The sequence below is a fragment of the Streptomyces sp. CB02261 genome (assembly GCF_001905665.1).
In the GTDB taxonomy this organism is placed as follows: domain Bacteria; phylum Actinomycetota; class Actinomycetes; order Streptomycetales; family Streptomycetaceae; genus Streptomyces.
This window is the reverse complement of record NZ_LIVX01000006.1, coordinates 161,672-179,297: the sequence shown is the minus strand read 5'-3', so window position 1 is coordinate 179,297 and position 17,626 is coordinate 161,672. Positions and strand designations below refer to the sequence as shown.

The following is a 17,626-nucleotide window of genomic DNA, read 5'->3' as shown; positions in this document are numbered from 1 at the left end:
GCTGACGTGTCAGCGGTGCCCTGCGGCGGGTCTGGGTGTCCCCCTGCCGGAGGTGGCGGCACCTGCCCGATGCGTGTTGCGCGGGCACGGCGTACTCACCTTCCGCGTAGCCGACCCTGGCGAACCGACCGACCTCGGGCGCCGGATTGGCGGCGGCACCCCCGGGCTCAGCCTCCTCGCCGGTACGCGGGCCGGCTCGGCGTCGGCGGTGAGCAGCCCCGCCCCAGCCCGACGACTGCCGACCCGGTCACTCCCGCGCTTCTCGTATCGGTTCGCCTGCTTCGAACTCCGGATCCCGGGCAAAGGAACGAGCGTCGGCGGAGCGCGGCACCCTGGCCGTCACATCTCCTTCACTCGAAAGAGCTACGGAAGCGTGGACACGAACCAGGCAGCGCGCGTCCCCGCCGTACCGTGTGCGAACTGTGCCCGGCCAGGGTAGTGCGGCGGGCCGAACAGGGGAGAGGACGACGCCGGGTGGCTGGACACGATCAGGAGACATGGAGCGCGCGAGCGCTGTGCCGGACCGCTGACCCCGACGAACTCTTCGTGGACGGAGCCGCCCAGAACCAGGCCAAGGCGCTCTGCACCGGCTGCCCCGTCCGCACCGAATGCCTGGCTCACGCCCTCGATCAGCGCATCGACCACGGCGTGTGGGGCGGAATGACGGACAGGGAACGGCGTGCCCTGCTGCGCCGACGGCCCACCGTTACGTCGTGGCGGCGCCTGCTGGACGCGGCGCGCATGGAATACGAGAGGCAGCCGCACGACGGCAACCGATCGCTCCGACAAGCCGTCAGCTGACACTGGCGGAAGCGTTCGTCGGCTCGAAGACCATCGCCACGCGAAAGAGCCCGACCCGACCCGACCAGGAGCGGGGCGATGCGTGGGCTTCATGCGCGGGGTGCTGAGCCGTCTGCAGCATCGGTGTCGTACGGCCCGTAGCCACCCGCCGACGGCCCTCGCCACCACCGGTGCCGGAGCCCTCGTACGCCTGGCTGATCAGCTCATACGACACCGGCTCCCTCAGCGCGCCGCAGCCGAACTCCCAAGCCGGGTGATCAGCCTTGGCGCGCCCCCGCATCAGCATGCCGACAGGCCAAGCCACGGATTGCGTCGCACGGGCATTGGTCGGGAGTGGCGGGGCAACCGGAAAGGGGGCGGCTTCACCGCGCCCGCGGGATCCGCCCGTCGACATCGAAGAGGCTGAGGAGTGAGAAGGTGAAGGGCTTCCGCAGCTTCATCCTGCGAGGCAACGTGGTCGACCTGGCCGTCGGTATCGTCATCGGGGCCGCGTTCACCGCCGTCGTGAACGGTTTCGTCGGCGCCTTTCTGACCCCCCTGGTCGGGCTGGCCACCGGTGTCACCGGAGACATGAGTCGCAAGAGCTTCACCCTGGGCGGCACCCAATTCCCCTACGGCGCTTTCGTCAACGCTGCGATCAGTTTCCTCCTCCTCGCCAGCGCCCTGTACTTCCTGGTCGTCCTGCCGATCAACAAGCTGCACGAGCGCCTCGCCCCGCACCACGACGTCCAGGCGCCCAAACGGGACTGCCCCGAATGCCTCAGCCCGGTCCCCGCGCAGGCCCGCCGGTGCGCCTCCTGCACCGCCCCCCTGCCCGCCGTACCCGCCCAAGCGGGGGAGACGACCCAGCGCGCCGGGTGACCGGTCTGCAGACCCGTGCTTGGAAGCGCGGACCGTGCAGCGGCTCCCGACAATCCGCTGATTGGTCTCGCGAATCGGGGTACACGACGGGCATGCCATCGAAGACCGAAAGCCTCATGTCCTTGCGGGCCGTACGGCAGCTGAGCCGGGTTCGCGTCTTCTATACGGCCGGCGCCCTGCTGTGGGCGGCAGCCGCGACGTGGACGGGATGGACGCATCCCGGGAGTCGGCAGATGTGGGTTTCCCTTCTCCTCATGGCGGTCTTCGCCGGCCTCCTCGCCACGGCGTCCGTCTGGCTACGGCGTCTCAAGGCCACCCCGGCCCGGAGGCCCGCACATCACGCCGCCCCGCGACGCGTAGCCGCTCCACGTCACGCGAGCGCCTGAATCCCGGACCTCCACGCACCAGGGCTCGTCGCGGTCCGATGCCATGTCAGAAACCCTCTAGGCGGGGTTCATCACGGAGGATGAGGGAAGCAGAACGACGCTCACACTCCGTTCCATGCGAGGAGTCGCCATGACCACCTTCGTCATCACCGTTCCCGGCACATTCACCTCGGACATCACCGAGTCCGAGCGGGTCGCTCTCGAACGGAAGCTGGCCCCCCAGCACACAGACGTGAGCGAGAGCGAAGGCGTGAACCTCCTCACGCTGAACGAGGACGGCACTTTCGCCATCAGGCTCGAGGTCGACGCCGCCGACCGATACGAGGCCAAACTCGATGCCACGAAGTTGGTCTCGACCGCGCTGAAGGAGGCGGGAATCGCGGAAGCCGATGCCCCGCTCGGCCAGCCGGCCGTCACCGGCATCGACAGCGACCTCTGACATCTCCGACACGCCAGGGAGTCGTCCGGTATCGGCTTACAAGGATGATGCGGGGGCATACGGACAGCACCCTTCGAGAGGAGCTTGTTCATGCTTGGCATAGCTGCGGCGGTGCTGTTCTTCATCGCCTTCCTGATCAACGCGGCGGACATCAGCACCAATGAGGCGTTCTCCTCGACGAACTTGATGCTGCTCGGGCTCACGGCCCTGGCTCTGCAGGTTGCGGGCATAGGCGCCGGCCGGAGCGGTAGACGGCGCTCCTGACACCATGCCGCGACAGCCGCTCGAACCCCCGCGTAGTCGCGGCCAGCGGGGCCCACTGAGTGATGACGGGTAAGACTTCCCGCCACGCGAGGGGGTAGCCCTGCATCGAAGTACACCCCCGCCCCGGGGTGCCCTCCAGCCGCCATCGGTCTGGAGGGCACCCCGGGGCGGGTCCGCATGGACCTACGTCACGACGTACGACGGTGACGTGGATGCGGGGTTGATGACTTTGCAGGGCGGAGGGCTCGTCGGCGCCCCCACAGCCAGCACCACACGGAGACGTTGCTGGGGGAGCAACACGGTGATCGACAACGAGGCGTGAGTACTCACCCAGTGAGCGCCCCGCCAGCTCCGACGACATGCTCAGCACCCCAGGAACGGCAAGTCCCGCGGCTTTACCCGCTCGCGCGGCCCGGCCCGGAGCACCACGTCCAGCCCTCGCGCCGGGTCAGCGGCATACGCAGGGGAGAACTACGCCCTGTTGGCCTCCACCACGGCCCACCGGTAGCCGCCCGGTACGGGTCGAGCAGTTGCCCGACGTCCACCACGGCGGTGCTCGGCATGGCGGCCCCCGCCGCAGCCACCAGGTGGTCGACGACGTCGGCGATCTCCACGACAGCCAGGCATCCGGCGGCTCGAGCAACGCGAACCCAACCTGTCCCGCCAGCCGTGCCCCCGCCGTCGGCCCGCCGGCCCCACGGTCGCACTGATCTCCTCCGCCGCCAGGACCGTCATTCCCCGCCCCACAGCCTCAACGGCCAACAGCCCCATCGCCGAAGCCTGCCGACCAGGCATGACAAGCACCGGAACCCTCCCCGCGATGTGCCCCCGCCCCGCCCCAGCCGCAGCCGAGTATCCGATCCGACCCGACCCGTGGAGCAGGCGGTGGAGCTGAGCGGTCGCCTACGACTCGTACAGCGCCGTGCGCCGGTCGGGTCAGGCGGCGGTGGCGAGGCCGACACCGATGGCGATGAACAGACAGCCCGTGGTCAGCTCCCAGCGATACCGCACCTTCGGCCGGGCCAGCAAAGCTCGCAGCCGTGCGGCGATCAGGACGAGGACGAACCAGTAGGCGACGCCGATGAGCACGTCGAGAATCCCGAGAAAGAGGATCTGCCGCCACAGCGAACCATTGCTGTCGACGAACTGCGGCAGGACGCTCAGGAAGAACAGCGCAGCCTTGGGGTTGAGGACATTCGTGAGGAGCCCCTCGGTGAAGCCGGAACGCCATCGCCTTGCAGCGGCCTTGCCCTCCACGGCCGGACGACGTGCAGGACAGTCGCCGACGTCCGGTCCGCCAGGTGCCGCCGCGTCACCGGGCCGCTGCTCCTGCACGGCCCGCCTGGCGGCGCGAACCGCCCGTACGCCGAGATAGATCAGATAAGCAGCGCCGAGGAGCTTGACCGTGTCGTACACGACGGGATAGCGGGAGGCTACGACGGCGAGACCGATGGCGGCAGCGAACATGTGCACGCACAGGCCGGCTTGCGCACCCAGCGCAGCGGCCCGCCCCTTCGACGGGGCCTCCGCCGCCGCCCGCACCACGACGAGAAAGTCCGGGCCGGGGACCACATACGCCACCAGCACGACGCCGAGGAATCCGACGAGGTCGACCGACATTCGTTCCCCCGTTCGTCTGTCCCCAGCAACCTTCTTGGCGGTACGAGTTCGGCTACCCCGTCGTGACGCTTCGACCCCGGCCAGACGGGGACGACAGCCAGCTGCGGTTCCGCCCCCACCGCGCTGTACCCGGTTCGACGGGCCCCGCGGTCACCCCCGGAGCTGGGACCAGGGGTGCCGTGAGGGTGAAAAGGGCTGGCGCCCGGAGAGAGCGCCGCTTGGGTTCTGCCCCGATGTCATGGTGTCTGGTGTCGACCTGGATATCGTCCACTTATGTGTCCGGCCTCGGGCTGTCACGTTTCTGCGGTGAAATGCTGCCTCCGGGCGGGTGAGGCTATGCGTCCAGACCTGTTGGCACGGGCCCCCTGAGCATTACAAACCGGGCATGATCAGGAATCTGTCGAGGAGCTTGTGCACGCTCCTCCTCGCGCTCGTGGCCCTCTCGCCCGTACCCGCCTCCGCAGCCGACGGCCGGCGCGGGGCCGAGGCCGTCCGCCCCGACCCCGTCGTCTTCGTCCACGGCTGGAACTCTGACGGGTCGACCTGGCGGACCATGGCCGGCCGCTTCCAAGCAGATAGCTGGCCGCTCGACCACCTGGATCAGTGGACCTATGACGCCACGCAGTCCAATGCCACAACCGCTGCGCGGCTGGCCGAGGAGATCGACCGGGTCCTGGCGCGCACCGGCGCGGCCAAGGTCGACGTCGTCACCCACTCGATGGGCGGGCTGTCCTCCCGCTACTACCTCAAGAACCTCGGGGGCACTTCCAAGGTCGACGCGTGGGTCTCCCTGGCAGGGCCCAACCACGGCACCGGTGCCGCACGCTTGTGCGGCGGCGATCCGTGCGTCGAAATGCGACCGGGGTCCCTCTTCCTGAACGCCCTCAACTCCGGTGACGAGACTCCCGGCTCCCCCCGCTACGCCACCTGGCGCTCCCCGTGCGACTTGGTCATCAGCCCCGGGGACAGCGTCGCCCTCGCCGGTGCGGTCAACAGCACGACCGGATGCCTCGGCCACAGCGAGCTGCAGGCCGACGCAGCGGTATACGAGCAGGTCAAGCAGCACATCAGCTAGACGACGGCCCTGTGGGTGCGGAACCGGCCCAGCCCTGCCGCTGTTGAGAAGCCGGCATCGGGGCTCGGATGTGACCGGGGCATCCGCGAAAGCTCCTTCGGATGCCCGCCCGCCGGCGGTCGGCGGACCAATGGCGCGCGCCGGCGCGCCACCCGTGGCTGGCGAAGGCGGCCGCGTGCCTCCCCCCGCGGCAACCGAGGGGGAGGGCCGCGCACCTGCCGGCCGCCATACCGAAAGCGCGCCGAGCGCCCGCCGGTTCGTCTCATGCCGGCGCGTCGGCCGGTTCCCTGGTCAAGCCCCCCAGTCGGCTCTTCGTAGCGACGTCGGCCAAAGGGGAGGCCACCGACCGGACCGAGTCCGACCGGCTGCGGCACGTGGGGATCGAAGCCACATGATCTCCAACCACCGGAAGGGACTTCTGCCGTCCCTGGGCACGGCCGGCGCGAACGACTGAGGCGCTGACTACCCGATGAGCTGTTCCGCCACTTGGCGATGCGGCTTCGACCGGACTTCCGTCAGTTTCCACAGAGCAGGCAGGCCGTCCTTCCGTAGCCGGTCCTCCGCCTCCTGTTGGTAGGCCAGTTCAAAGCGGGCCAGGCTGTCGAAGGAGCTGACACGGACGGCGGACGGCCAGGCTGCCGCCGCCTTCGAGGCGAAGTCCAGCGTCTGCTCGGCCAGGATGTTCCGTTGTTCCGGCCTGGTCAGCACAGCTGTGCCGAAAACCAGAGACGTCCAGTCCTTGACGAATGCATAGCCCGGGAGCCCTGTCTGGTACCTGGCATCCAGGTACCAGCTCCTGGCAAACGCGGCGCCGAGCAAGCCGTCGTCGAGTTCGTGGCCGTTGAGAAATGCCGTGATGCTCTCCACTCCCGCCATGATCGGGATGTAGTGATCAAGTAGGCCGTCCCGCTCGGTCAGCACCTGCACCGCTCCGCCCAGCCGGACGGCTGCGGCGCAGCACAGCGCTTGTCCCACGGCGTCAGACGCCTCGTCCACGTTCCCCGTCCCTTCTCCAACCCCGACGGGGGCCCCAGGCACGATAACCGCAAGAGCGCCCTGAGAAGCGAGGCGCTCGACGACCCGAACACGGGAGCGTCCAGGCCGAGTACAGAGGCGACCCGCAAGGAGTCGGCCCACGGCGAGCCGACGAAGGTATCGGGAGCTCAGCCGGACTTCCGGCCCGGGCGCCCGTAGGCTCACAGCCGACGACGACAGGAGATCGGCATGTGGAAGCGGGCGCTCGACCGAGCCGGGGTCAACGAGCGGCGGTTACGGCGGGACTACACGGAGCAGCGGCGGCAGGTGCGGAGGTACAGGACCGCGGAGTACGCGGCCGCGCGGTTGCTGCTTCCAGCCGCGCTGCTGCCGCATGTCGTGGCAGCCGTCGCGTTCATGCACGACACCGACGACCGGATCGACCGCGGTGCGCCGCAGGAACGGGCGGCCGCGCTCGCGGAATGGGACGCGCTCGTACGGAAGGCCCTTGCCGAAGGCGACTCCGAACTGCCCGCGCTCCGTTGTCTGGTGCACACCGCCGCGCAGCACCCGGACGTACGCGCCTACGTGGACGAGTTCCTGCAGGGCTGCGAGCGTGAGGTCGCGTGGCGGAGCATCGCGGACGACGAGGAGCTGGAGGAGTACGTACGGGAGTACTGCCTGCCCGCGCTGATGCTCACGGCCTGCCTCCTCGCGCCGGCGGACGCGTCGGAACGGGCCGCGTTCGTGGACGGCTGCCATCGGCTCATCCGCGCCATGCAGCGCATCGACTTCCTGGAGGACCTCCCGGAGGACGTGCGCGCGGGCCGGCCAGGTATCCCCGCCGACGCGGTGGCCCGCCACGGCGCGGACCTCTCCCGGCCCGGCGCCGGGCTGGGCCGGCTCGTCGAGGAGCAGGCGGACCGGGCCGCCACCGACCTGGCGGCGGCCGGTCCCCTCGCGGATGTCGTCGACCTTGCGTATCGGCCCTTCCTCCGGGCGCTCGTAGGCGTCCAGCACCTCCGGCTCAACGCGGTACGCCGCGCGGGCGCGTCCCTTGCGACGAGGAGCTCCGGCCCACCGGCACCGGCAGCCGCCGCTCTCCTGCTGCGTGAGACGGCGGCACGCGCCCGGCAGGCCGTACGCCTCGGGTCCGACGCCTCACGGCCCTACTCGAAGCCCGCCAACACCTGATCCGTTGCCGTTGAACATGGCTTGGCCCACGAGATGAGACAGCTCTGCGACAGCAGGGCCGCCGGCACCTAGCCACGGCGCCGGCGAGCCGTGCCCAAGGGATCCGACTGCGGCTCACTCCGAGAGGGGGCTGACCGAGCGCGACGACAGTCGTGCGGGGGCTGTCGCACCCACCGGAACCGTCTCGAGTGCCCGAGCCGATTTGGCGCGGCCTCGCCCCCTCCTCGTCATGGGCCGGGCGCGCCAAGGGGCGGATGCGAGCCGACGTCAGTGTCGGGGGAGGCCCGCAGCTTCCTCCCGGCCGGGCCCCTGCGGTGGGTCCCATCCCTCCGGTCCGTCCTATCGCTCCGGTTCGTCGAAATCCTCCGGGCCGGACTCTTCCCGTCCGTCCGAGCGCGAGCCCGACACCTCGGCCAGCAGGTCGGGCAGCGTGCCCGGGAAGTGCCACAGCCGGGGTAGGAGCGCTGCCCACCACTCGGCGGGGACACCACCGTTGCTCCAGCAGGCCAGCAGGGCGGCCGTCTCCACGTGGAGGGCTGCACGGCCGCTCCAGGCTGCGCGCGAGACGTCGGCCCAGCCGGAGTGTTGTCCGACCCACGAGGTCAGCAGGCTCGCGGGACGCATCAGGGGGACCGCCTCCGCCGCCGACAGCTGCCCGCGTTCGAGAACCGCGCTGAGATGGCCGAGGTGGGGGGCATCCGGGTCCCGGTGGGCGTCGTAGACGACGGTCATCGTCCGCAGCGCCTGGCGGGCCGAGGCGGCGGTGTCGCCGAACGGTCCCGTGTCGCCGGGCGGCTGCCACGGGGGGACCCAGTGGCTGTCGGGGCGCCGGGGCGGCTGTCGTACCTCTGCCTCGCGAGCGGGCGGCGGCAACGGGCGACCGGGGACGGCCGGTCGGCCGGTCCTGAGAACGACTGCGACCTCGGGCGGACACTCGGGGCGCGAGCGCAGGACTTCCGCTGCCGTACGAGGCAGCCGATGGCCTAGGCGGGCCGCCGCGACCAGGCGCCAATCGATGCGGTACGGCTCCTCAAGGATCGACCGCATGACCTGTTGCACCTTCCATGGCGGGGAGTCCGGGCGATGCGCGGCGCGCAGGCGGCGCAGCAGCGCGCCCGTCCCGAGCCGTCGCTCGGCCGCGCAGTCGAGGAACGGCTCCGGATCGGCCTCGGCGCAGGCCGCGACGACATCGGCGTCGGCATCTGTCGGACCGCCGCGGCCGGGCAGCAGTCCGGCCAGTTCTCGTACTCGTGCCGTTCCTCCCGCGGCGCGTACGGTCTCCCAGGCGGTGGCGCGAGCCGTAGGCGGGTGCTCGCCACGCAGGTCGAGGAGGGCGGCCGCCGCAAGGGCGGCGTCGCTCGAGAACAGGGCCCGCCGATGATGGCCCTGGTGGTACGAACGGCTGGTCGCGGCGGCGATGGGATCCCGTACCCGCAACAGGCACAGCGTCGCGTACCCCAGCCGGTGGTTGCCCAGCAGTGCCGCGTCGACCTCGAGTACGTCGAGGTCGAACAGGGCCCGCTGGGTGCCTTCGTTTCCGACGGTGTGCGCGAGGGCGGCCCGCAGCCTTGTGCCGCCCAGCCGCAGGACGGCCTCCACGACGGGGGCGGGCGGGTCGAACCCCATGAAGAACAGGGTCGGGTCGATGTCCAACCAGGCCTCCAGGGCGGCGGGCCGCTGGTGGTACGGGATCAGCGTCGCCAGGCAGGAGAGGTGGAACCGGTTGGTCATCCGCTGGTTCGGGGTCATGTCCTCGTACGCACACGCCCCAGCCCGCTTCTCCGGTACCGCAACCACCGAGCCCCCGTTCCGCCGACCCCCCACAGGTCCGGCCTGTACGCATACGTCGGGCCCGCAACCGCCTACCGACCCCACACACCGCGGGATCCGCCGCAGTCGCCCCGGATACCGCTCTGCCTTACGCGGTGGTGTCCGCGAGACGCGGCGACTGCGCCTGCGCCTTCTGGGCCCGGTGAGTCTCGTCCTGGACGAGCAGGGAGAGCAGGGAGGCGACGGGCAGGCCCGCTTCCGCCGGGTGGCGCAGCACTTTGCCGGGCTCGATGCGGTAGGTGTTGCTGCGCCCGTCGCGGGTGTGGGAGAGGTAACCGTCCTGCTCGAGATCGGAAATGATCCGCTGGACGGCCCGCTCCGTGAGCCGGCAGTGGGCGGCGATGTCGCGGATCCGGACGTTCGGGTTGTCGGCGATCACCGCCAGCACGCGTGCGTGGTTGGTGACGAACGTCCATCCGTTGTGTGATTCAGGCACTCCGACCATGACCTCATTCTACGGAACATCTTTGCCGGACACCTCATACATGACATACTTTTCGCGTAACGGATGGCATGATTCCGCGTGAGAGCCACAGGAGGGGTCCGAAGATGCCTTTGGGCGATGCCGTCACCACACCACGTTGCGCGGACGGTGCGGGCGGGGACCGAGCAGGTGAGCAGGGCGTCGTGAGCGTCCTGGAGCGGGCTGCGGTGACGCAGTACGAGAGACACGGCGCGTGCGTCGTCGTCCCTCGTGGCTCCTACGACATGGAGTCGATCGACCCTCTGGCAGCTGTGCTGGCCGCCGCGTCCGCGGAGCACCGGCCGATCGTCCTGGACGCCTCCGGCATCACCTTCGCGGACTCGGCGCTGTTGAACCTGCTGATCCTCACCCGCAAGGAGGCCGACCTTCGCCTGGCCGCGCCGACACCACAGCTGCAACGGATCCTCGAGATCACCGGAGTCGACACCATCCTGAAGGTGCGTACGACGGTGGAGGACGCCGCTGCATGCCCGGCCGACGGACGGTGCTGAGAACCGTGATGGCGCCCGCGCGCCGGCTCGGCCGGTGTCGCCATCGAGTGGGCGACACTCGGTGAAAGTGCCGTCCGGTTGCGGCAGGTGATCTCTACGCCGGGATGCTTGCCCAGCCAGCCAGCCAGCCAGCCAGCCAGCCAGCCAGCCAGCCAGCCAGCCGGGGCCGACAGGCGCGTCCGGTGAGGTGCAGTGGCACGGCGCGGCACGGCACGGCACGACAAGCTGGCCGGCCAGCGATCCGGTCGGCCTTGCTCTCGGCGACACCCGCAGACCGCTGCTGACGACACCAACAGCCATTCTTGTACTTGCTGCCGCAGGGCCCCCGCGCACATTCGCCGGGAGGCCTGCGGCAGCAAGTACACGCGCCAAGCGCGCGTGGGCCAGTCGGATATGTGGCCGTAGGAGGCAGCTTACGAACGGCTTCCGGTGCCGTCCGGCCAGCTGGTGGCGCTCACGCCTGCGGTGGCAGCCCCTACGGCCGCGCCGCTCAGACTCCGGCCGTGGCCGCCTCGGCGGGCTCTCCGTCTCGTACCTGCGCCGCGGCAGGGGCGTGGGCCTCGGGCGTGGGCCAGGTGTAGAGGACGACCCCCTGCCGGGTGTCCTTCTCCAGACCGTCCTTCACCACCAGCCTCTCCAGGGTGTTGCGGACAACCTGGTCCGACGTCGTGCGCTCGGGGTGGGCCGCCTTCAGCTCGGAGCCGATCTCGCTGACCTTCTTCGGCTCACCGGGCTGCTGGGCCAGAAGCTCCTTGAGGAGCTCGCCGAGCGTGGGGCCCACGGACTTCACGGTCTTCTTGGCCGAAGCCGCCGTGGCCTTCTTGACGGCCGTCTTCTTGGCCGCCGGCGCCTTTCCGGACGCAGCCTTCTTCGCTCCCTGAGTCTCCTCGACCGCAGCCTTCTCGGCGGCCGGCGCCTTTTCGGCCGGAGCCTCCTTGGCGGCCGGAACCCCCTTGGCGGCCGAAGCCTTCTTGGCCGCGGGAGCCTTCTTACTGGCCGGAGCCTTCGCGGTGGCACGCTTGGCCGCCGTGGCCTTCTTCGCCGGCGACTTCCTCACCGAAGCGGTGCCCCCGGTCTTCTCCGCCCTCGGCTGCGGAACGGCCGCCGCCTCCGTGCCAGCGGCAACCGGAGCGGTGCTGCCCACCGACTCGACATCTGCAGCCGTTTCACCCTCGACGGCCGTCGGCAGAGACTCCAGCGTCTTGGTGAGCCACTTCTCCTCCTCCTGAAGCTGACTCAGCCGCACTGTGAGCGTCGCCTGTTCCGCCTGGTTGGAGGCGAGATCAGAGGCGAGCTGCTCCGCGTACTTGTTCTGGATCGAGGTGTTGACCGGCTCGTTGGCCATGCAATCCACACTCCTTTTCGGGATCGGTACTGCTGCCGGATGCTACTCGCCACAACCCCGCATTCGGGTGGAACGGCCCACAACACTCGTTAGAGGATGCCTGCGTGCTGCGCAGACAGCCAAGGCACCAGACCGCGCCGGGTAACTCCACGACCGACCGACGGGCCCGCCTTCCTCTCGGAAGAGGCACTGCTGTCGCCTGACGGCATCAGGACCCGTATGTCGGAGAACGGGCAGCTGTCCAAGCCCGGTTGCGTATCACCTGTGCGGGAGCGGGATGCCTGCCCCTTGCTCAAATCCCAATGTTTGAGAGCCATTTGGGCCGGGTGATGAAATGCGGCTTCGAGACCTCCGCCGAGTGGGGCCCTGTCCAACTGAGCAACGGGGTCACACTGGACTTCGCCGCCGTTCCGCCGGAGACGATCACCCCCCAGCACTACGCCTTTCTGGTCTCCGAGGAGGAATTCGAGGCGGCGTACGCGCGGATCCTGCACCGTGGTATCGAGCACTACGCCGATCCCCACCGGAAGCAGCCGGACGCGATCAACCACCACGACGGCGGCCGCGGGGTGTACTTCGTGGACCCGGTGGGTCATCTCCTCGAGTTGATCACGGTGCCGTACGGCGGTTGGACCTCGTCGCCGCATACCTAGGGCTGCACCCCAGGAACGCGGTCTGCGGAACGCAACCGCTGAAGAGAGGCCGGCCGGGCGGCCGGAAGCGTCGCCGCCGCCCGTGGTCGGCTCTGGGATCACGGCAGTTGGCGCATCGGCCAACCTGCGTTTCTGTGACTTGCCCTCCATGAGGGGCGTCGTTGAAGAGGTCATTCCCCATGCCTTGGAGCGCAGCACCTCGTTCATGGCCATGACACCGACGCGGAGTGGGATGAGTTCGCTCGTCCCACTCCGAAGGAGTCATCGCCTTGAGAAACTTCCTTCGCCGGATCGGCGTCATCGCCACGGGCACCGCCCTTCTCGGCGGCGCACTGTCCGTCTCACCGGCAGCCGCAGACGACATCGTCGACGTCCAACTCCTCAGCATCACCGACTTCCACGGCTATCTGCAGCCGCCCACGGCCGGGCAGGGCGGCTCCATCCCCACCGGGCGCGGTACCTCGGTCACCGTCGGCGGCGCCGCCTATATCGCCACCCATCTCCAGCGGCTCCGTGGCGACCACCCCCGTTCCGTCACCTTCGCCACCGGTGACAGCTTCGCCGGCTGGCCCTTCGAAGTGGACGCCTTCCAGGACGAACCGACGATCGAGGTCCTCAACAAGCTGGGCGTGCGCTTCTCGGCCATGGGCAACCACGAGCTCGACGTCTCCGCGGACTTCCTGGTTCAGCACATGGAAGAGGGCCGGTGCTTCGGCAAGGTCGACGTGGACAGCTGCTTCACGGACAGCACCGGCCGACGCTTCCACGGCGCCGACTTCGACTTCCAGTCGGGCAACATCGTCGACGCGCGGACCGGGCGGCCGGTGGTGGATCCGTACCGCATCGAGTGGTTCCGCTCCGCCGGTGGCAAGCGGATCCCGGTCGGCTTCATCAGCACCACGGTGGAGGGTTCCGTCACGAACTCGACGTCCTTCCAGCCGCAGCTGCGCGCCCTCGACCAGGCACGGACCATCGAGCGCTACACCAAGGAACTCAAGCGGCGCGGCGTCGAGGCCATCGTCCTCAACGTGCACGAAGGGGGTTCGCCGACGGATCCCGCCACCGCGGGCTACAACGCGTGCGACTCCGTATTCGGCCCGGTCTTCGAACTGGCGAAGAAGGTCCCCGCCGAGATCGACGCGATCGTCACGGGAGACTGGCACTGGCGCTTCAACTGCATGGTGCCCGACCCGGCCGGGGTACCCCGGCCGATCGTGGAAGCGGGCAACCACGGCGCTGTGATCAACGAGATCAACCTGTCTCTCGATCCGAGGACCGGCGATGTCCTCAGGGACCGCACCCGGTCCGTGAACCACGCGGTGACGCGTGACGTGGCGCCGGACAGCGCCGTCCAGAAGATCGTCGACTACTGGGTCGCGCGCGGAGCCCGACGGTTCGCCGAGCCGCTGGCCCGGCAGACGGGTTCCTTCACCCGTACACCGAACGCGGCGGGGGAGAGCACGGCTGCCGACCTGTACGCCGACGTGCAGTACTGGAACGCCAACCGCACCCGCGCGGGGCAGGCCGATCTGGCGCTGATCTCCGCGCGGCCAGCCAAGGGCAGCAACGCCGTACGGGGCGACCTGCCGTTCGGCAAGGGGAGCCACCCCGCCGACGCGGACGGACGCATCCTGTTCGGCGAGTCCTGGAACGCGTACGGCTACGGAAACCCGGTCCTCACCGTCGGCGTACGAGGACGTCAGCTCGACGCGATCCTCGAACAGCAGTGGCAGAAGCAGGCCGACGGCTCGGTGAAGTACGCGCCGCTCGCCGTGTCCCGCAACGTCTCGTACAGCTACGACGCGGCCCGGCCCGTCGGTGACCGCGTCTCCCCCCGCGACGTGGTGATCAACGGCCGGCCTCTCGATCCCGCCCGAACGTACCGGGTGGCCGCTCTCGCCTACACGGTCGTCGGAGCCGACGGATACGGGGCCTTCGCCGGCTACACCGCACCCGTCCGCAACGGCGCCGACCACGAAAGCTTCGTGGAGTACCTCAAGACCCACAAGACGATCTCCCCCGCACCCCTCAACCGCATCCGCGTCAAGAGCTGACGCGACAGAGCATCCCCGCCGCCGCACGCGCACGCGTGCTGACCCTGGGAGGGGGCGGACGCCGGTACCCCCGCTGCCCCGTCGACGGAGCGAGGGGTACCGGCGCCTGCGGCATTCGAGAGGTTCAGTGCTCGCAGAGGGAGAACTCTCGTTCGTAGAGCTGCTCGTTGTGTTCGTCGACGAAGAACTTGCGCTCCTGCATGAGCTGCTCGCGGTAGTCCTTGGCTTCGTCAAGCGTCATGGTCGAGGATTCGGACCAAGGTTGTTGCGGCGGCACCTCGGATGTCGAGACGATCGTTTCCGACGGGTCGACCAGGAAGAACGCGAGAATTTTACGGTGTCCCGGGCGGGCGGGGTCCGCGAGGCTGAACGGGCCGACGCGGTGTTGCAGGATGTTCGGGAACGCCAGGCAGCGGCCCGCAGGCGTCGATGCCGCTCCGAGTACCTGGTTCAGTGCGTCTTCGTCCTCCAGGCCGTAGACCTCACGCAGGCCGTTGTCGTCGTTCTGCTCGTAGGACGGGTCGTCGAGTGCCGTCCGGAAGCTCAGCCGGCTCTCGGTGATGTTCTCGCTGTCCCAGTAGTAGATGCCGGTCGAGACGATGCGCTCGTTCATCATCCCCTCGACATGCCAGGAACCGCCGGGGTAATCAGGCTTGTCCGGGGTCAGATGAATGGTGGCGAGCTTGACGATGACCTGGAGACGACGGCCGCGCAGGTCGACCCGGGCGGATTCATCAGGCAACTCGGGCGCGGTGAAGGCCGGCGCGTCCGGGACGACCGGGCGGCGGTTCTCCCACCAGTCGTCCTGAGCCATTTCCCACGCACGGACGGCTTCCGCGTAGGCCCCGTCCTCACTGTATGAGGACCTGTCCGGATACTCCGGCTCCGAGTCGTACCACCCGTAGGGATCGGCCTCGATCCGCAGCGGTCGCGGATGGCGCAGATCCGTGAGCACGTTCTCCAGCAGCGGGCGGAAGCGGGCGAACACGTCCGGCAGGACAGACGCCAGTTCGTGATGGATCTCGGGGTGGACGTTGTTGATGTACGAGCGGAAGGCGACGTCGCCGTCATCGCTGACGTCGACGTCCGTGGGCAGCCACTGGAACTTCTCGGAGAATTCATACTTCGAATAGCGGTCCGCCGGGTTCTGCCACGCCCGGTCCGGCGCACCGCTCACACCCCTCACCAGGCAGAACAGTGAGGGATGAACCAGATCGAGTACCTGGCCGTCGGATCCGGGATGCCAGTCCCGCTCTGCTTCCGGGACCTGCTCCAGAACCCGCACGGCTTCGCGCAGTCGGGACCTGAGCTTGTCGTCGACCAGCGTGTCCGACTGCCACACCCCGTCGACTGCGGATACCTCGACGCCGGTCCCTCCGTCCCGCAACCCGGCGTAATGCACGAGTTCGGCAAGCACATGACGAACCTGCGCTTCGGTGAGGCCCTGGGCGAGGGCCTCCCGCGTCCACCTGGCGACGATGTCGGCATCGTGCATCTTCTCGAACCATTCCGGCTTCGCCCGAATGTGTGCGCTGCACTGCATCATCTGAAGTTCCCTCAGCGTTCGCGGTGTCGCGAACGACAGGGAACGGGAAGCACGAAAGGGCAGCGGGAAAGCGGACAGGCCGGTCAATTCTCCGGATCCTCCCAGTCGGTGTGCGGTGCCGGGAAGGATACGTGGGCCGACTGACACCGCAGCCGTGGTCCCTGTCCCCACGGGTCCGGGGGTCAGGTCTTCGCCGCGGTCGTGCGGTGTCCCTCCGGGCCGCTCTCATCGCCGACGGGAGACGTACGCGAGCCATCGGTGCCCCGGGTCACTCAGGGCGGTGGAACCGCACCTCGGGGTAGGTCTCGTCCGGGCCGTCGAGGAGTGGTTGGTCCTTGCCCCGCAGGTGCTCGTCGAAGAACGCGGCGACGTAGGTGCGGGTGAGGGCCACCGCGCGCTCGGCCGGCAGATCCCCGCCTGGGAGGCCGAAGTGGCCGAGGAGCACGGGTGCGTCGGAGAAGCCCAGGTGGTCGGCGCCTTCGACGGTCAGCCAGTGCTTCTCGCCGCCCAGAGCCGTCCAGGTGGTGTCCCAGGAGGTGTCCTCGCCGCCCGGCCGGTGGGACTCGTCGGTGCCCAGCAGCAGGAACGGACGCCCGCCGAGCCCGTCGGCAGGAAGCGTGTCCCAGAACGAGCCGTCCATGTTCACACCGGCGTCGATACGCCGGTCGGCGGCCATCGCGCTGACGGCGCTCGCGCCGCCGATCGAGTGGCCGGCCATGCCGATCCGCGTCCGGTCGATGGAGGACGCGTACCGCCATGCGGACCGGGGGCCGGTCAGCCGGTCCAGGACGAAGCGGGTGTCGGCGGCGCGAGCCCCGGTCACCAGGTGCCCCTTGGACCAGCCGCTCTCCTCCATGGCGGTGCACGCGACGCAGGTCAGGGTGCGCCCGCCCGGCACCGACGTACCGGACGACTCGTAGGCATGGTCGAGCGAGGCGACGACGTAGCCGCGGGAGGCGAGGTCCACGGCGAGGCTGGTGAGAGTGAAGCGCGGCATGCCGAAGCCTGGCGAGAGCACCACCAGCGGGTGTCGGCCCGGAGCGGGGCGCACATTCACCGCGCTGTGCGTACGGGCCCGCGCCACCTGCCGCACGGATGCCGGGTCCTCGACCGGCACGCCCTGCAGCAGCAGCCGGGCCTCCTCCTGTGTGGCGTACGGGGCGGGGCGGCCCGGCGTGTGCCCCGCGGCCGATGAACGAGCCGCGGGGTAGTGCAGGGTGACCATGATTTCCCGGCCGTCGGCCTCGGGCACCCAGGGGTCGGTGCGGGAGCGGTCCACGAGGTACAGGACGGAACTCCCCACCCTGTGCGGCCCGGTGGGGGCCGGCAGCCGCACGCCGTCGGCCGACCGGTCGGGGGTGGTGGCGGGGGCGTATGACGAGGCGGGAGCGGCGACGGCGGTGGCGGTGGTGGCCGGTAACGCGACGGCGCAGGCGAGAAGGACGGCGGCGGCCGCATGGGTCAGTTTGTTCATGTCGGGGACGCTACGGTCCCGGCCCCGGGACCGCGTCCCCCCACGGTCGCACCCCTCGCCGGGACCGTACACCCCTGGTCGGATGCCGGCCTTCCCAGAGGGCGGGGAGGACGCTCGTCGGGCGACGGGACCGC

General features: G+C 69.6%; 16 protein-coding genes. 9 read left to right on the top strand and 7 right to left on the bottom strand.

The annotated features are described in order from the left end of the window. Positions 1–474 precede the first annotated feature (474 nt). From AMK29_RS21100 to AMK29_RS36770, 4 genes are all read left to right on the top strand, one after another. Entirely contained in the window at positions 475–801 is a 327-nt protein-coding gene (locus tag AMK29_RS21100; protein ID WP_073815203.1) for a WhiB family transcriptional regulator, read from the top strand. A gap of 417 nt (positions 802–1,218) precedes the next feature. Further along, entirely contained in the window at positions 1,219–1,662 is a 444-nt protein-coding gene (gene mscL / locus AMK29_RS21090; protein ID WP_073815199.1) for a large conductance mechanosensitive channel protein MscL, read from the top strand. A gap of 516 nt (positions 1,663–2,178) precedes the next feature. Continuing rightward, a complete protein-coding gene (locus tag AMK29_RS21080) occupies positions 2,179–2,487 on the top strand; it encodes a hypothetical protein (protein ID WP_073815194.1) in 309 nt (102 codons plus the stop codon). Between the two features lie 90 nt (positions 2,488–2,577). Beyond that, positions 2,578–2,751, top strand: a complete 174-nt coding sequence (locus AMK29_RS36770; protein WP_198942298.1) for a hypothetical protein — start codon at positions 2,578–2,580, stop codon at positions 2,749–2,751. Between the two features lie 936 nt (positions 2,752–3,687). Here the strand turns inward: AMK29_RS36770 and AMK29_RS21070 are convergent. Further along, a complete protein-coding gene (locus AMK29_RS21070) occupies positions 3,688–4,371 on the bottom strand; it encodes a LysE family translocator (RefSeq protein WP_073815189.1) in 684 nt (227 codons plus the stop codon). 385 nt (positions 4,372–4,756) lie between these two features. Here AMK29_RS21070 and AMK29_RS21065 point away from each other — a divergent pair, with 385 nt between their 5' ends. After that, positions 4,757–5,446, top strand: coding sequence for an esterase/lipase family protein (locus AMK29_RS21065; RefSeq protein WP_073815186.1), 690 nt, complete (start codon positions 4,757–4,759; stop codon positions 5,444–5,446). A gap of 462 nt (positions 5,447–5,908) precedes the next feature. Here AMK29_RS21065 and AMK29_RS21060 read toward each other — a convergent pair whose 3' ends face one another. After that, positions 5,909–6,442, bottom strand: a complete 534-nt coding sequence (locus AMK29_RS21060; protein WP_073815183.1) for a hypothetical protein — start codon at positions 6,440–6,442, stop codon at positions 5,909–5,911. Between the two features lie 228 nt (positions 6,443–6,670). On the opposite strand from AMK29_RS21060, the gene AMK29_RS21055 reads away from it, so the two are divergent. After that, positions 6,671–7,615, top strand: coding sequence for a squalene/phytoene synthase family protein (locus tag AMK29_RS21055; protein WP_073815180.1), 945 nt, complete (start codon positions 6,671–6,673; stop codon positions 7,613–7,615). Positions 7,616–7,954: 339 nt separating this feature from the next. On the opposite strand, the gene AMK29_RS21050 is transcribed toward AMK29_RS21055, so the two are convergent. Both AMK29_RS21050 and AMK29_RS21045 read right to left on the bottom strand, forming a co-directional pair. Next, positions 7,955–9,364, bottom strand: coding sequence for a hypothetical protein (locus AMK29_RS21050; RefSeq protein WP_073815177.1), 1,410 nt, complete (start codon positions 9,362–9,364; stop codon positions 7,955–7,957). Between the two features lie 169 nt (positions 9,365–9,533). Next, entirely contained in the window at positions 9,534–9,890 is a 357-nt protein-coding gene (locus AMK29_RS21045) for a helix-turn-helix transcriptional regulator (RefSeq protein ID WP_073815174.1), read from the bottom strand. Between the two features lie 182 nt (positions 9,891–10,072). Here AMK29_RS21045 and AMK29_RS21040 point away from each other — a divergent pair, with 182 nt between their 5' ends. After that, positions 10,073–10,420, top strand: a complete 348-nt coding sequence (locus tag AMK29_RS21040; protein WP_241845599.1) for an STAS domain-containing protein — start codon at positions 10,073–10,075, stop codon at positions 10,418–10,420. 490 nt (positions 10,421–10,910) lie between these two features. Here the strand turns inward: AMK29_RS21040 and AMK29_RS35870 are convergent, their stop codons facing one another. Continuing rightward, positions 10,911–11,765: a hypothetical protein gene (locus tag AMK29_RS35870; protein WP_073815168.1), complete on the bottom strand. Its 855-nt coding sequence runs from the start codon at positions 11,763–11,765 to the stop codon at positions 10,911–10,913. Between the two features lie 329 nt (positions 11,766–12,094). On the opposite strand from AMK29_RS35870, the gene AMK29_RS21030 reads away from it, so the two are divergent. Beyond that, on the top strand, positions 12,095–12,418 hold the full coding sequence (locus AMK29_RS21030) for a VOC family protein (RefSeq protein ID WP_241845596.1): 324 nt from the start codon (positions 12,095–12,097) through the stop codon (positions 12,416–12,418). 269 nt (positions 12,419–12,687) lie between these two features. Next, on the top strand, positions 12,688–14,472 hold the full coding sequence (locus tag AMK29_RS21025; RefSeq protein ID WP_073815163.1) for a bifunctional metallophosphatase/5'-nucleotidase: 1,785 nt from the start codon (positions 12,688–12,690) through the stop codon (positions 14,470–14,472). A 124-nt stretch (positions 14,473–14,596) separates the two neighbouring features. Here the strand turns inward: AMK29_RS21025 and AMK29_RS21020 are convergent, their stop codons facing one another. After that, positions 14,597–16,105 (bottom strand): DUF4246 domain-containing protein, encoded by a 1,509-nt coding sequence (locus AMK29_RS21020; RefSeq protein WP_073815160.1) that lies wholly within the window; start codon positions 16,103–16,105, stop codon positions 14,597–14,599. 181 nt (positions 16,106–16,286) lie between these two features. Further along, positions 16,287–17,492: an alpha/beta hydrolase family protein gene (locus AMK29_RS21015; protein ID WP_073815158.1), complete on the bottom strand. Its 1,206-nt coding sequence runs from the start codon at positions 17,490–17,492 to the stop codon at positions 16,287–16,289. Positions 17,493–17,626 lie beyond the last annotated feature (134 nt).